Annotated in this window: 12 protein-coding genes; 7 read left to right on the forward strand and 5 right to left on the reverse strand. The window is 42.5% G+C overall.

All coding sequences use genetic code 11. The features are described from left to right. Positions 1-53 precede the first annotated feature (53 nt). Together AACX33_RS14990 and ccmS are read left to right on the forward strand one after the other, a co-directional pair. On the forward strand, positions 54-1,868 hold the full coding sequence (locus AACX33_RS14990) for an ABC transporter ATP-binding protein (protein WP_193996879.1): 1,815 nt from the start codon (positions 54-56) through the stop codon (positions 1,866-1,868). Positions 1,869-1,902: 34 nt separating this feature from the next. After that, positions 1,903-2,331, forward strand: a complete 429-nt coding sequence (ccmS, locus tag AACX33_RS14995) for a beta-carboxysome assembly chaperone CcmS (protein ID WP_193996880.1) — start codon at positions 1,903-1,905, stop codon at positions 2,329-2,331. Positions 2,332-2,401: 70 nt separating this feature from the next. Here the strand turns inward: ccmS and AACX33_RS15000 are convergent, their stop codons facing one another. The 5 genes from AACX33_RS15000 to AACX33_RS15020 all read right to left on the reverse strand — a co-directional run bounded on the left by AACX33_RS15000 (position 2,402) and on the right by AACX33_RS15020 (position 7,060). Then, positions 2,402-2,854, reverse strand: coding sequence for a type II toxin-antitoxin system VapC family toxin (locus tag AACX33_RS15000; RefSeq protein ID WP_193996881.1), 453 nt, complete (start codon positions 2,852-2,854; stop codon positions 2,402-2,404). Then, the gene (locus AACX33_RS15005; protein WP_193996882.1) at positions 2,835-3,077 is read right to left on the reverse strand and encodes a hypothetical protein; all 243 of its coding nucleotides are present in this window, start codon (positions 3,075-3,077) and stop codon (positions 2,835-2,837) included. The genes AACX33_RS15000 and AACX33_RS15005 overlap by 20 nt, the downstream gene beginning before the upstream one ends. Then, positions 3,074-4,297 carry a DUF790 family protein gene (locus AACX33_RS15010; RefSeq protein WP_193996883.1) on the reverse strand — a complete coding sequence of 408 codons (1,224 nt, stop codon included), beginning with the start codon at positions 4,295-4,297 and terminating at the stop codon, positions 3,074-3,076. The genes AACX33_RS15005 and AACX33_RS15010 overlap by 4 nt, the downstream gene beginning before the upstream one ends. Next, positions 4,227-5,822 carry a DEAD/DEAH box helicase family protein gene (locus tag AACX33_RS15015; protein WP_193996884.1) on the reverse strand — a complete coding sequence of 532 codons (1,596 nt, stop codon included), beginning with the start codon at positions 5,820-5,822 and terminating at the stop codon, positions 4,227-4,229. The genes AACX33_RS15010 and AACX33_RS15015 overlap by 71 nt, the downstream gene beginning before the upstream one ends. Positions 5,823-5,911: 89 nt before the next feature. Then, a complete protein-coding gene (locus tag AACX33_RS15020) occupies positions 5,912-7,060 on the reverse strand; it encodes a cysteine desulfurase family protein (RefSeq protein WP_193996885.1) in 1,149 nt (382 codons plus the stop codon). Between the two features lie 123 nt (positions 7,061-7,183). On the opposite strand from AACX33_RS15020, the gene AACX33_RS15025 reads away from it, so the two are divergent. The 5 genes from AACX33_RS15025 to atpC all read left to right on the forward strand — a co-directional run bounded on the left by AACX33_RS15025 (position 7,184) and on the right by atpC (position 14,412). Then, positions 7,184-8,812: a DUF655 domain-containing protein gene (locus tag AACX33_RS15025; protein WP_193996886.1), complete on the forward strand. Its 1,629-nt coding sequence runs from the start codon at positions 7,184-7,186 to the stop codon at positions 8,810-8,812. Between the two features lie 540 nt (positions 8,813-9,352). Beyond that, positions 9,353-10,309, forward strand: coding sequence for a choice-of-anchor L family PEP-CTERM protein (locus tag AACX33_RS15030; protein WP_193996887.1), 957 nt, complete (start codon positions 9,353-9,355; stop codon positions 10,307-10,309). Positions 10,310-11,032: 723 nt separating this feature from the next. Beyond that, positions 11,033-12,007, forward strand: coding sequence for a choice-of-anchor L family PEP-CTERM protein (locus AACX33_RS15035; RefSeq protein ID WP_193996888.1), 975 nt, complete (start codon positions 11,033-11,035; stop codon positions 12,005-12,007). A gap of 446 nt (positions 12,008-12,453) precedes the next feature. Then, the gene (atpD, locus tag AACX33_RS15040) at positions 12,454-13,902 is read left to right on the forward strand and encodes a F0F1 ATP synthase subunit beta (protein WP_193996889.1); all 1,449 of its coding nucleotides are present in this window, start codon (positions 12,454-12,456) and stop codon (positions 13,900-13,902) included. Positions 13,903-13,998: 96 nt separating this feature from the next. After that, on the forward strand, positions 13,999-14,412 hold the full coding sequence (atpC, locus tag AACX33_RS15045; RefSeq protein WP_193996890.1) for an ATP synthase F1 subunit epsilon: 414 nt from the start codon (positions 13,999-14,001) through the stop codon (positions 14,410-14,412). The last annotated feature ends 43 nt before the right edge of the window (positions 14,413-14,455 follow it).

Here is a 14,455-nt window from a genome sequence, read left to right on the forward strand (position 1 = left end):
GCTTCTTATTCCCTGCCTCTTATTGTGCTAATATCGGTTTCACGCAACCGTAAATGACTGTGGCTATAGCATTTAAATATCATAAAGTATCAAACAGACGTAGGCATTCAGTACACCCTCTTCAGCGCTTGCTTGACTACGGACACGAGTATCGGCAACAAATTTGGCTGGCTATTGTTTGTTCTATCCTGAATAAACTTTTTGATTTAGCGCCACCAGCATTAATTGGGATTGCGGTGGATGTGGTAGTTCAGCAGCAGGATTCTATCATTGCTCAGTTCGGTGTTCAAGATGTCTTTGGGCAATTTTTGATTCTTTCTTTGCTCACCGTTATCACTTGGATTTTAGAATCATTTTTTGAATATCGCTACAAGTTATTGTGGCGTAACTTAGGGCAGAAGATTCAGCATAATTTGCGTTTGGATGCATACAAACACCTGCAAGAGTTGGAATTGGCTTATTTTGAGGAACGCAGCACTGGCGGTTTAATGTCTATCCTCAGTGATGATGTTAACCAATTAGAGCGGTTTTTGGATGTGGGTGCAAATGACATCATTCAAGTAATCACAACTGTGGTGATTATTGGCGGGGCATTTTTTGTTTTAGCTCCTAGTATAGCTTGGATGGCAATTTTGCCCATGCCGTTTATTCTCTGGGGTTCGGTAGCTTTTCAGAAGTTGCTAGCACCGCGTTATGCTGATGTCCGCGAAAAGGTAGGTTTACTCAATGGACGTTTGTCTAATAATCTCAGCGGTATTACTACCATTAAGAGTTTCACGGCTGAGGAGTATGAAGCCGGACGTTTAGAGATAGAAAGTCTAGCTTATAAACAAAGTAACTCGAAAGCGATCGCACTATCTGCGGCTTTTATTCCGTTGATTCGGATGTTGATTTTAATCAGTTTTACAGCTTTACTCCTGTTTGGCGGGATGGAAGCAGTGGCTGGGAGAATGTCTGTAGGCGCTTACAGTGTATTAATATTTTTAATCCAGCGTTTACTTTGGCCTTTAACTCGGTTAGGCGATACCTTTGATTTATATCAACGGGCGATGGCTTCTACTAATCGGGTGATGAATTTATTGGATACTCCCTTTGCTATTCATCCGGGGAATATGGCTTTACCGGTGGATGCGGTACGGGGGGAAGTGGAGTTTCACAATGTGAGTTTTGCGTATCAAGATAGATTACCAGTGATTGAAAATCTGTCTTTGCGTGTGACCGCCGGAAATACAATTGCGATTGTCGGTTCTACTGGTTCGGGTAAAAGCACTTTAGTTAAACTTTTATTGCGGTTGTATGAGGTGAAATCTGGGAAAATTACCGTAGATGGGATGGCATTACCAGATTTAAACTTGCAGGATTTGCGCCGCTGTATTGGTTTGGTGAGTCAGGATGTGTTTTTGTTTCATGGTACGGTGGCGGAGAATATTGCCTATGGCAGCTTTGAGGCTACAGATTCAGAGATCATGAAAGCGGCTACGGTGGCTGAGGCGCATGAATTTATTATGGAACTGCCCCAAGGTTATGAGACAATTGTGGGGGAGCGTGGTCAAAAGTTATCTGGTGGACAACGACAAAGAATTGCGATCGCACGTGCAATACTCAAGAATCCGCCTATTTTGATTTTAGACGAAGCTACCTCGGCAGTGGATAATGAAACGGAAGCGGCTATTCAGCGATCGCTCGAACGGATTACAGTGGATAGAACTACCATTGCGATCGCTCATCGTCTCTCTACTATCCGTAATGCTGATTGTATTTATGTGATGGAGCATGGGAAGTTGATTGAGTCGGGGACTCATGAGCAATTACTAGATAAAGACGGTATTTATGCAAGCCTCTGGCGTGTGCAAAGTGGGGTAAGATAGGTGTCACGCAGAGGCGCAGAGTCGCAGAGAGTTTATGATGTTTGGAAGTACTCAGCCGGAGACAGGGAATAGCAAGTGGCACGGCCAGTTGGATAGGTTTGTGAAGGAAAATCAGCGCGATTTGGCGGCGCTTTTTTGGGGGTTGTGGTTGGAAAATGGGAATAGTCAGGGTACTGTTGGGATTGATTTACAGCCAACTCCTCATTTTATTTATTGTCCCCAAGCGGCGATAGAAGATTTAAATCAGAAGGTGGATAATCGGCTTCAGGAAATTTTGGGTATTGTTGATCATCATAAGCCTGAAATGGAAGTGGTGATGATTGGGATTGGTAAGGGTGAATTGAAGCTGATTCAGTTTGCACCAGAACCTCCTCCGGCGGTTTGTTTTGAGGAGGTGGGGAGGGATGTAAATGAGTTGTTGGAGTTGTTAGAGGGGAGGATGAGTGAGATGGAGTTTTTTTAACGCATTCGCCGTTAGGCGTTCCCGGAGGGTAGGTTCGCTGAGGGGTTTTATTGTGAGTAAAAGAAGTTATTTATGTTTGTAGAGGTAAGACAGTAATTAAGTTAGCAAATCTGGCAAAGTCACTTGTGTTGTGGGTGAGTAATTGAGGGATATTGTAAACTAGCATAGTGGCAACAATATTTGCATCATGAATTTGTTTACCACCACTAGGAATTTCCTTAATGAGATTTAGTAACCTATCTGTTACCAGAGAACTATCTTCAGCTACCCGAAAACGGGTTTGAAAATAGACAACATCCTCAATTACTGTTGTAATGGGTAATGGGTTGGTAAATTGTTGAGTACGGGTAAGAGTAGCTAAATATTCCCGCAATATTTGTCGGCTAATCCACAAGTCCACACCCACATCATATAAACTTTGCATAGCTGAGATCGCGGTTATGTGAAATGGAGACTGAATTTGACTAGCATATACGAGGATATTTGTATCTAAAAAAACAGGATTACCTTCCCCAATCACCATACATATCCTCACGTCTTAAAGAAAGATTTTCAGAACCAAGACCACAATTATGCACGGGAAAGTTTAAAGGAGGACGCTTTTCCTGACTCTCTACTTTCTCATCTGTATATTTTTCTTCAATTACTATCACTATATGATGCTCACCTGCTGGGATATCAGGCGGTAATTGCACTGTAATTTTACCGTCTTTTGTGACTGTGGCAATTGTTTCTATACTTTTCATACATCATCCTCAATTACTGCTAATACGGCTTTGGGTAATAACTTATCTTTAAACCAGACAATTTTCGCGGGGACGTTATCTAATTTTACTCCGGCTTTTTCTAAATTCAATCTTTCAGAAATAGCTAAAATTAAATTGCTACATCCAGAACTCCGCACTTGATAAAATTTCTTTTGTAAATATTCTGGTCGCCAATAACCAACTATTTCTAATAAATAATCACGACCATCAGGATGGACTAACCGAAAATCGGGAATCATTACACTACCAGGAACAGGTAATAAATCCACTTCTCGCTCTAATACCCAATCTGTTTTAAGTGCATCCCATTTATCGGCAAAGGATGACTCTAGCATACTATCGTAAGGTTTACCTTTGGAATAGTGAGATACCAAACCACATTCAGAATTGAGGGTAAATCTTCCTGTGTTCCATGCTTTCGTGTACGCATCGCGAGTTTGTAACGTGGCGGAAAGACTCCATTTTGTCACATGAAGTAAAGCCGGAATTAATTTAGCGATCGCTAGTCCATATCTTGTACTAGGATTAAATAAACTCGTCGGTCCATCCACGGTAATTGTAAACCCGTGGTCAGCATCACCTTCAATATAAGCCATCAATTGAAACAACTTCAAATAACGAAATAACAGCTTATATTCCCCAGGAACATTACGATGAGCATTTAAAATTAACTTACTGGCTTTATAAAAAATTCCCTGTACCTGAGACAAATTATATCTATTTAATAAATCCACCGGACTCGGCGCATCAAAATTAGTTAAAATCTTATTTTCCGCCAAATCAGCATATAAACCATCGCGCACCTGTTCTAATAAAACCTCACGTTCCAATTCCTGACTCAACTCATCAGCAATCTTAGTTAAAGTCACCTGAGTAGACTCCCCACTAGGAACCGACTTCGCCGCCAAAGCAAACACCCGTTCCCGTAACATAGGCGGTTCCAGAGGACTCACCACCTCAAAAGTGCAGAAACTACTCTTAAGAATATAAGCCAAACCCCGCTTCACCCGATAATCAGTAGCATCACCCTCCAAATCCAAAAGTTGACGTTCCAAAACCCCCTGAGACTTCCCTTTCGCCTCCTCAAAACAACCAATCAACTCATTCCCCAACTCCATACTTTTGTGATCAATCTTCAACCTCTTCGGAATTATTTCCTCTCCGTTTTGGCGATGACTCAGTAAATCCGTCGGTAACATTGTTCTTATCCGTTGAATACTTAATCTCTACCTGTTCCGCAGCTTTAGGAGTACTAACCTTCCCACCCCCATAAACAACCTGTAAACTCCCCCTCTTCCCTTGGCGACCTTGGCGACTAACGCCCTGGGGGCATACGCTGCGCGAAGGCGGTTCGTTTTCCACCCCTCTCCGTCGCGCCGAAGTCCCCTCCTCACTAGTATCCTCAGCCACCACCTCATACAAAATCGCCCGCTTATTAGCCACATTCCCCTTTCTCAACACCCTCCCCAAACGCTGAACATACTCCCTAGTCGAACCAGTTCCCGACAAAATAATCGCCACAGAAGCAGCAGGAACATCAACCCCCTCATTCAACACATGAGAAGCCACCAAAGTATTGTATTCCCCCTCCCGAAACTTCGTTAAAATTTCATGGCGTTCCTTCACAGGAGTTTGATGAGTAATCGCCGGAATTAATAACTGTTCAGAAATACTGTAAACCGTCGCATTATCAGCCGTAAAAATTAGAATCCTTTCCGGGAAATGTTCCGCCAACAAATTCGCCAAAATTCGCAATTTCCCATCAGTACCCAAAGCAATGTTTTTCGCTTCCCGATGTGCTAACATTGCCCTACGTCCAGCAGGCGATCGCGCACTCATTTTCACAAACATTTGCCAACCTTGAATACTCCCCAAAGAAATCTTTGATTGGCGTAAAAAATCATTGCGAGTTTGAATTAATTGATTGTATCTTTCTCGCTCATGCTGTGATAACTTCACCTTGATTTGCACAATTTCATGGTTAGCCAACGCACTCCCCGCCAAATCCTCAGCGCGTTTGCGATAGACTTCCGGACCAATGAGAATATTTAAATCAGCGTGTTTTCCATCAGTGCGTTCCGGTGTTGCTGACAATCCTAAACGATAAGGCGCGATCGCATATTCTGCAATTACCCGCCCAAAATCCGTAGGTAAATGATGACATTCATCAAACACCAGCAAAGCATACTTATTTCCCAAGCTTTCCGCATGAATAGCCGCACTATCATAAGTCGCCACTAATATTGCAGTGCGATCGCGTGAACCACCCCCCAACAAACCCACCTCAGCATCAGGAAACGCTGCTACCAAATGAGCATACCACTGGTGCATCAAATCCAAAGTTGGAACCACAATTAAAGTAGTCCGCGGTGTAGATTGCATCGCCATTTGCGCCAAATAAGTCTTTCCCGCCGCAGTAGGTAACACCACAACCCCCTGTCTTCCCTCCAACTTCCAAGCTGCTAACGCCTCAGTTTGGTGGGGGTAAGGCTCCATTTCCATACTCGGAATTAAATCCACCGGATAAAATTCCTTAGCCTCATCCACAAAATCAACATCTTCCGCTTGTAGTGCTTCCACCAAAGCCCGATATCTCATAGCGGGAATGCGAAACTTCTCCACCCGATCATCCCACGTAGCATAATCCATCCAACCCTTACCCCGTGGCGGTGGATGTAAAATTAACGTACCGCGATCAAATTTTAACGTAGGGGTGCGAGCCATTTAGCGATTTTCCACAAATAAAATGACATCTCTCAAACTCTTCCTCTCTGCGCCTCTGCGCCTCTGCGTGCCAAAAATCCATATTTCCCTCAGCAGATCAGCCTCTGCAAAACTTGCTTAAACACCATCGCCACCCAATCAACATCAGCCTCCGTAGTCTCACGCCCCAAAGTCAAGCGCACCCCTCCCAAAGCAGCTGATTCCGGATAACCCATTGCTAAGAGGATAGGACTAGGGCTAAGTTTACCACTGTGACAGGCGGAACCGGCACTAATACCAATACCAGCCAGATTCATTTGTCTCACTACAGCTTTACCACTGAGTTTTTTACCATCAGCGTGTTCTAGACAGAAACTCACATGATGAGGTAAACGATGATCGCGATCGCCTGTGGGGATTAAACCAGGAATATCTGCTAAGTGAGAAAATAGGCGATCGCGCAACTTGATTAACCGGGGTATTTCCCTCAGTAATTCTACGGCAGCTAATTCCGCAGCAATTCCAAAACCGGCGATCGCAGGTACAGCTTGAGTCCCCGAACGCAATCCCATTTCTTGTCCACCACCACCTAACAAAGGCACTAATTCGATATTCGGACGCACATACAACGCCCCAGCCCCTTGGGGTCCATATATCTTATGACTGGAAAGGCTGAGTAAATCTACTGGTAATTTTTGCACATCTATGGGTACACGTCCCGCAGCTTGGACTGCATCTGTGTGAAATAAAACCCCATGTTTTTGTGTAATATTTCCTAATTCGGTAATTGGTTGGACTGTACCGATTTCACTTTGTCCGTAAATCACCGAAACTAAAACAGTGTTATCTTGCAATGCGGCTTTTAAATCCAGAGGGTTAACTCTACCTTTGCTATCCACACCCAAACGCGTCACTTCCCAACCCCACATTTCCAATAACCGCGCTGGTTCCGAAATAGCGGAATGTTCAACCTGGGAAATAATTATATGTTGCGGCGCAGTATACAATCTGGCAATGCCCATAATTGCTAAATTATTGGCTTCTGTACCACCAGCCGTAAAAACTATAGATTCTGGATTAGCCGCATTAATTAAACCCGCAACTTGGATTCTGGCTTGTTCTACCATTGTGGCGGCGCGTTGTCCCCACTCATGTAAACTAGAAGGATTGCCCCATTGTTGATTGAGGGCTGTTTGCATAGCGGCGATCGCTTCTGTGCGAGTGGGAGTAGTGGCGCTGTAATCTAAATATATTTGCATATTATCAATAATTGTGTGAAAAAATTTTAAGACTTCTGTATCAATAGGTAGATTTGATTATCTGCGGATATAGCTGGGGAAATATAAATGTGTTCATCCCCAATCCACTTTTAGCAAATTACCGTGCAGATGTTTCCGCAACGAAAATATTTCGTGATTTTTTTTCTAGTTCTCGCCATAGCAGCTTGTCAAAAAATCCCACCCAAAAATCAGCTTCTAGCAGCCTTACCACAAGATCCATTAGTTCAAGTTTACTTTAACCACTCCCAAGCTTCAGAATACAAAGAACCTTACCGCCCGCAAACTCGCCCTGGGGATAACTTAGAAGAACAGATTATCAATACTATTTCTCAAGCTAAAACTACAGTAGATATAGCCATTCAAGAATTGCGTTTACCTAAAATTTCTCAAGCATTAACAGAGAGACAAAAAGCGGGTGTGAAAGTGAGGGTAATTTTAGAAAATAATTACAGTCGCCCTTGGAGTAGTTTAACACCCGATGAAGTACAGAAGTTAGCTCCTAGAGAACAAGCCCGTTATCAAGAATTTCATGATTTTGTAGATCTGAACCAAGATAATCAACTCAGCCCAGAAGAAATTAATCAACGCGATGCCTTAATAATTTTACACAATGCCAAAATTCCCTGGATAGATGATCGTGCTGATGGTTCAGCCGGTAGTAATTTGATGCACCACAAATTTGTGATTGTCGATAATCGTTGGGTAATTAAAACTTCAGCTAATTTTACTTTAAGTGATGTTCATGGTGATTATACAAATTTTAGCAGTTTAGGAAATGCCAATAATTTTTTACTAATTGATAGCCCAGAATTAGCTATTTTATTTACTGAAGAATTCAATATTATGTGGGGTGATGGTCCAGGAGGTCAGCCAGACAGTAGATTTGGCATCCAAAAACCAATGCGATCGCCTAAAACTATCACATTAGGTGAAACCAAAATCACTGTACATTTTTCGCCTACTTCTCCCACCCAACCTTGGTATCAATCTAGTAACGGTTTAATCGGAAAAACTTTAGATTCTGCCACTACATCTATTGACATGGCATTATTTGTCTTTTCCGAACAGCGTCTTGCTAATATTCTCAAAATCCGGCATCAAAATAATGTTTCCATTCGGGCTTTGATTGATTCACAATTTGCTTATCGTTACTATAGTGAAGGTCTAGATATGATGGGAATAGCGCTGAGTAATGATTGTAAATATGACGTAGATAATAATCCTTGGCAAAAGCCTCTGACTACTGTCGGTGTACCTACCTTAGCTAAAGGTGATTTATTGCATCATAAATTTGGCGTAATTGATCAAAAAACAGTTATTACAGGTTCTCACAATTGGTCGAAAGTTGCCAATAATGGTAACGATGAAACACTGTTAATAGTAGAAAATCCAACGATTGCAGCCCATTATGTGCGTGAATTTTCTCGTCTTTATGACGATGCTAAACTTGGTGTACCACCATCAGTTCAGACAAAAATTGTCGCAGAAGGAAAAAAGTGTCCTCAGATTATAACTCAGACATCCAGCAAGTCTCTAGAAAGTAAACCAGTAAATATCAATACAGCAACTATAGAAGAATTGGTCACGCTTCCGGGAGTAGGTAAAAAATTAGCACAGAAAATCATAGTTGCTCGTCAGCAGCAAAAGTTTACATCTCTACAAGATTTAGCCAGAGTGTCAGGTATTAGCACTAAAATGACAGAAAAATGGCGCGATCGCGTGATTTGGTGAATTCAATCTAACTGGTTTTCAGCTTCAGTTTTACGATCCCCCCTCTCTCAGAGGGGATAAATTACAAACTGATGAATATGAGTATTTGTGAAAATTACGTAAATCAATACACAATCTTCATAAATGTAAAATCGTTGATTTGGTCTATTTTTTCGGTGATTTTGCCGTCTAATGCTGATAAAACCTGAACTTTAGCCATTTAGCAATTCTCCTGAATTATATATTTTTTATATAAAGATATAGTCTACTACTAGCAAAAAACATAAATTGACCAGTAGTATATGACGATACACTGGTGAGTAATGTTATTTAGTTAAATAAAAAACTAAGTATAAATTCATCAAGTTAAAACTTCTCTGCTGTTGGAAGAAATCAGGAAAATTTTAATACTTCAAGAATTTCTTTGATTTCAAGATGTGCGATCGCCGCCCAATCTGAGTTTTCCATACTCACAACACAAAAATTTTGCTGAAAGCTACGCAAAAGCAGTTTAGATGTGCCTCCATTGTTTAAGTTCACAGTTATTGGGAGAAAATCACAATGAACTCATTGACAAAATTTTTGTCACAAAGCGCATTCACATTGGTAGGTTTAGGTCTAGCCACAGTTCCGGCTAACGCCCTGACGGTCACTCCAACGAGCGACCCTATCACTTTAGCTAACGGAATTTTTGGTAGTGATGTCAATGTTTTTGCTGTTAGATACTCAGGCGCACCTGAAGCTTCTGGTACTTTCACTAGCGGCTTTGAGGCAATTGGAATAGATACCGGTCTAATTTTGACTACTGGTAGCGCTAAGGGTGCAGAAGGACCAAATAGCACTTTTTTGCCCAGAAACCCAGGAGTGAATAACAATTTAACAGGGGATCTCAACTTAGATACGTTGACTCCTTCCTCTACTCTGGATGCCACTATTCTCGAAATTGATTTCTTTACCACAGGCAGCGGTGAGATATCATTCGACTACGTTTTTGCATCAGAAGAATACCCCGCATCTAGCACAAGTAGTTTGAGTTTCGCTGACGTATTTGGTTTCTTCTTGGATGAAACAAATATTGCCTTACTTCCTGATGGGACACCAGTTTCAGTCACGAACGTGAATGGTGGTAGTCCATTAGGTACTAATGCTGTCAACACATCGTTTTTTATCAACAACCCAGTAGGTAGTGCCGGCACTGAATATAATGGTTTTACCACAGTGTTAACTGCTCAAGCTACAGGACTAGTTGCAAACCAGAACTATACACTTAAACTGGCAATTGCAGACGTAGGTACTGCTTTTGTGGATTCTGCTGTGTTTATTAAAGCTGGTACTTTAACTGGCGGTCCAGTTGATCCAGTTGATCCAGTTGATCCAGTCGATCCAGTTGATCCAGTCGATCCAGTACAAAGTGTTCCTGAACCAACTACTATTTTGGGTCTCTTGGCATTGGGTGCCTTTGGTGCTAATACCGAGTTAAAGCGTAAACAACAACAGAAAGCTATTGCTCGCCTGTAATCCATCACCCATTTAATAGTGTAGCTGCTTGGACTGCCATTGAAAGACACGGCAGTTTTTTCAGCTGATGTTTCCCGAAATCGTAGCATAACCTAGTACAAGTCGGCGTAAATAAACAGACCATTCAAAATCCATGAAAAGCCCATTTTATAAGCTTTTTGACTTTTGACTTTTGACTTTTGACTTCACGGGGGTACTAGCCTACTTTCTGAGTGCAGATGCGATTTGGGAATAGTCAAAAGTCTATAAATACATACCTGTATTTGTAAAATTTACGTAAATCAACACACAATCTTCACAAACCGAAAATCCATTATTTGGACTATTTACCCGAAAAAATTCAGTCTAATCCTGATGGAATCTAAATTTCAGATATTTTGAAATTTTCCTTAATTATGTGTTTTTTATATAAACATCGGGTCGGGTGTAGCAAAAGACAGAGATTGACCAGTATTCTATGATGATACACTGGTGGTAGATGTTACTTAGTTGAAAATACTAAGTATAACTTCACAAAGTTATAACCTTTCAGGTGCTGGAAAAAGTCAGAATATTTTCAGTGATTAAGAAATTTACCTGATTTCAGGATGTGCGATCGCAGCCAAACCTGAGTTTTCCATCTTCACAACACAGAACTGGTGCTTAATTTTGCTGAAGCTACTTAAAAGCACTTTTAGATATGCCGCCATTGTTAAAGTTCACAGTTATTGGGAGAAAATCACAATGAACTCATTGACCAAATTTTTGTCACACAGTGCATTCGCATTAGTAAGTTTAGGTATAGCCGCAGTTCCGGCTCACTCCCTTACCATCAATCCCGCTAACAACGCTAACGATTTAGTTAACCAAATTTTGGGTGATGGTATCGACGTTTTTAATATCACATACCTTGGCGCACCTGCTGCATCTGGTCTCTTCACCAATGGCTTGTCATCAGGGATTGGCATAGATTCGGGTATAATTTTGACTACTGGTCAAGCTAGTCTGGCAGTCGGACCTAATGGCTCTGCTAGCGCCGGAACTCCCAATGGTTTACCAGGAGATGCTCAGTTAAACAGCTTGGTTTCTCCTTTCGAGACGGAAGATGCCACTGTTCTGGAATTTGATTTTATCTCAGGAACAGGTGATCTCTTTTTCAACTACGTTTTTGCATCAGAAGAATACACCGAATTTGTCGGCAGTCAATTCAATGATGTATTTGCTTTCTTCTTGAATGGGGAAAATATTGCCTTAATCCCTGGAACTAACACCCCAGTTTCCATCAATAACGTTAATGCTGGTAATCCATTAACGAGTACTAGCGCTATTAATCCTCAGTTTTACGTTAATAACGACTTAAGTGGAGGTACAAGCCCTTTCAATATTGAATACGACGGCTTCACCACAGTCCTCACGGCTATAGCCACAGGATTAACTCCTGGCAGTACTAATACAATTAAATTAGCAATTGCAGATGTAGGTGATAATATCTTAGACTCTGCTGTGTTTATTCAATCTGGTAGTTTCTCCGCCGCTCCAGTTGATCCAGTTGATCCAGTTAATCCAGTTGATCCAGTCGATCCAGTTGATCCAGTCGATCCAGTACAAAAAAGTGTTCCTGAACCAACTACTATTTTGGGTCTGTTGGCATTAGGTGCGTTTGGTGCTAGTACCAAGTTGAAGCGTAAACAACAACAGAAAGCTGTTGCTCAAGTATAATCGATCACCCATTGAATTAAAAAACATTTTGACTGCCATTGAAAGACACGGCAGTTTTTTGTTTTGAGCTTTCCCAAATAGGGACATCATATCACCTACTCCCCACTCCCCACTCCCCACCTTTTTTAAGGAATTACTAAGGGAGTTGTGTCCCCCTCCGGTGCTAGAGTGTAAGATGACCGAGAATAACGGGATACAAGCCCCTTCACTTCGGCAAGCTCAGTACAAGCCTTCTAGGGCTTTCTGGTAAAATTGTCATATAGTCGCCATAGGGCATTGGGAGACTTTAAACGGACGTGGAGGGATGGTAAGACTATCTTGGGAGCATCAACCCGAAGAAGCGTCAAGGAATCCTCGGACTTTAGGACGAGGAGGTATGTCAAATTGCATAATCTTATGTCTTCCCAGACCCTATCTGAAATCTTCCTACAAATATTAGGCGCAGCATGGTCACAACAGCAGAAAAAACAAACATTGGCTACATCACCCAAATCATTGGTCCAGTTGTAGACGTTAAATTTGCCGGTGGAAAACTACCACAAATTTACAACGCTTTGACGATCAAAGGCACCAACGAAGCTGGACAGGAAATCAAACTAACCGTTGAAGTGCAGCAGTTGCTGGGCGACAACCAAGTGCGGACTGTTTCCATGAGTTCCACTGACGGCTTAGTGCGTGGCCTGGAAGTTGTTGATACAGGCGCTCCCATCAGCGTCCCAGTTGGTAAAGTTACCTTGGGACGGATTTTTAACGTTCTAGGTGAACCGGTAGACAATCAAGGGCCTGTCAATTCAACGGAAACCTTACCCATTCACCGCCCTTCTCCCAAATTCACTGAACTGGAAACCAAACCTTCAGTGTTTGAAACTGGGATTAAAGTTGTTGACCTTCTGACCCCCTATCGACGTGGCGGTAAAATTGGTCTATTCGGCGGTGCTGGTGTTGGTAAAACCGTCATCATGATGGAATTGATTAACAACATCGCTACACAGCACGGTGGCGTGTCTGTGTTTGCTGGCGTGGGTGAGCGCACTCGTGAGGGTAATGACCTCTACAACGAAATGATGGAATCTGGGGTAATCAACAAAGATAACCTCAACGAATCCAAGATTGCCCTCGTATATGGTCAAATGAACGAACCACCCGGAGCGAGAATGCGGGTTGGTCTGTCAGGCTTGACTATGGCTGAGTATTTCCGTGATGTGAGTAAGCAGGACGTACTTCTGTTTATCGACAACATCTTCCGGTTTGTACAAGCAGGTTCTGAAGTATCGGCGCTGTTAGGTCGGATGCCTTCAGCGGTAGGATACCAGCCTACACTAGGAACCGACGTGGGTGCGTTACAAGAACGGATTACCTCTACGACCGAGGGTTCCATTACCTCGATTCAAGCGGTATACGTACCTGCGGATGACTTAACTGACCCCGCACCTGCAACCACCTTTGCTCACTTGGATGGAACTACCGTATTATCTCGTGGTTTGGCTTCTAAGGGAATTTATCCCGCAGTTGACCCCCTAGATTCCACCTCCACCATGTTGCAGCCGGAAATTGTTGGTGATGATCACTACAATACTGCCCGTGCTGTACAGTCAACTTTACAACGTTATAAAGAACTTCAAGACATTATCGCCATTCTTGGTCTAGATGAATTGTCTGAAGAAGACCGTCTGATCGTAGCACGGGCGCGGAAGGTAGAGCGCTTCTTGTCTCAGCCATTCTTCGTAGCAGAAGTATTTACTGGTTCTCCTGGTAAGTATGTGAAGTTGGAAGACACCATCAAGGGCTTCAAAATGATTTTGTCTGGTGAATTGGATGCTTTACCAGAGCAAGCTTTTTACTTGGTGGGCGACATTAACGAAGCGATCGCTAAAGGCGAAAAGCTCAAGGGTTAGTCATTAGTCATTAGTCACGGGTCATTAGTCATTAGTGTAATTACTTAATGGCTAGTGACAAATTATTAAAGATCACAGACAAAGGACAAAGGACAAATGACTCTAACCGTTCGTGTAGTTTCCCCAGACAAAACAGTATGGGATGCCGCAGCTGAGGAAGTAGTTCTACCCAGCACTACAGGTCAGTTAGGTATCCTCAGTGGACACGCACCGATGTTGACTGCTTTAGATACAGGTGTGATGCGCGTCCGTGCTAGCAAAAACGAAGATTGGCAAGCGATCGCTTTATGGGGTGGCTTTGCCGAAGTCGAAGAAGATGAAGTGACAATTTTGGTGAATGGTGCTGAACGTGGCGACACTATTAAACTTGAAGATGCTCGTGCTGCTTACACCCAAGCACAAACACGGCTAAATCAAGTGCCAGCCGGAGAAAAGCAAGCCCAAATTCAGGCTACCCAAGCCTTCAAACGCGCCCGCGCTCGCTTCCAAGCGGCTGGTGGTTCGGTCTAAATTTAGACATAGACACTTTTCTTTTGTGGGGTGGGCATCTTGC

It is taken from the genome of Nodularia sp. LEGE 04288 (assembly GCF_963896525.1).
Classification (GTDB): Bacteria; Cyanobacteriota; Cyanobacteriia; order Cyanobacteriales; family Nostocaceae; genus Nodularia.

Bases quoted from the DNA above. Each gene is read 5' to 3' on its own strand.
- atpC (WP_193996890.1), top strand. From the start codon at position 13,999: ATGACTCTAACCGTTCGTGTAGTTTCCCCAGACAAAACAGTATGGGAT.
- AACX33_RS14990 (WP_193996879.1), top strand. From the start codon at position 54: ATGACTGTGGCTATAGCATTTAAATATCATAAAGTATCAAACAGACGT.
- AACX33_RS15005 (WP_193996882.1), bottom strand. From the start codon at position 3,077: ATGAAAAGTATAGAAACAATTGCCACAGTCACAAAAGACGGTAAAATT.
- AACX33_RS15015 (WP_193996884.1), bottom strand. From the start codon at position 5,822: ATGGCTCGCACCCCTACGTTAAAATTTGATCGCGGTACGTTAATTTTA.
- AACX33_RS15010 (WP_193996883.1), bottom strand. From the start codon at position 4,297: ATGTTACCGACGGATTTACTGAGTCATCGCCAAAACGGAGAGGAAATA.
- atpD (WP_193996889.1), top strand. From the start codon at position 12,454: ATGGTCACAACAGCAGAAAAAACAAACATTGGCTACATCACCCAAATC.
- AACX33_RS15035 (WP_193996888.1), top strand. From the start codon at position 11,033: ATGAACTCATTGACCAAATTTTTGTCACACAGTGCATTCGCATTAGTA.
- ccmS (WP_193996880.1), top strand. From the start codon at position 1,903: ATGATGTTTGGAAGTACTCAGCCGGAGACAGGGAATAGCAAGTGGCAC.
- AACX33_RS15030 (WP_193996887.1), top strand. From the start codon at position 9,353: ATGAACTCATTGACAAAATTTTTGTCACAAAGCGCATTCACATTGGTA.
- AACX33_RS15020 (WP_193996885.1), bottom strand. From the start codon at position 7,060: ATGCAAATATATTTAGATTACAGCGCCACTACTCCCACTCGCACAGAA.
- AACX33_RS15000 (WP_193996881.1), bottom strand. From the start codon at position 2,854: ATGGTGATTGGGGAAGGTAATCCTGTTTTTTTAGATACAAATATCCTC.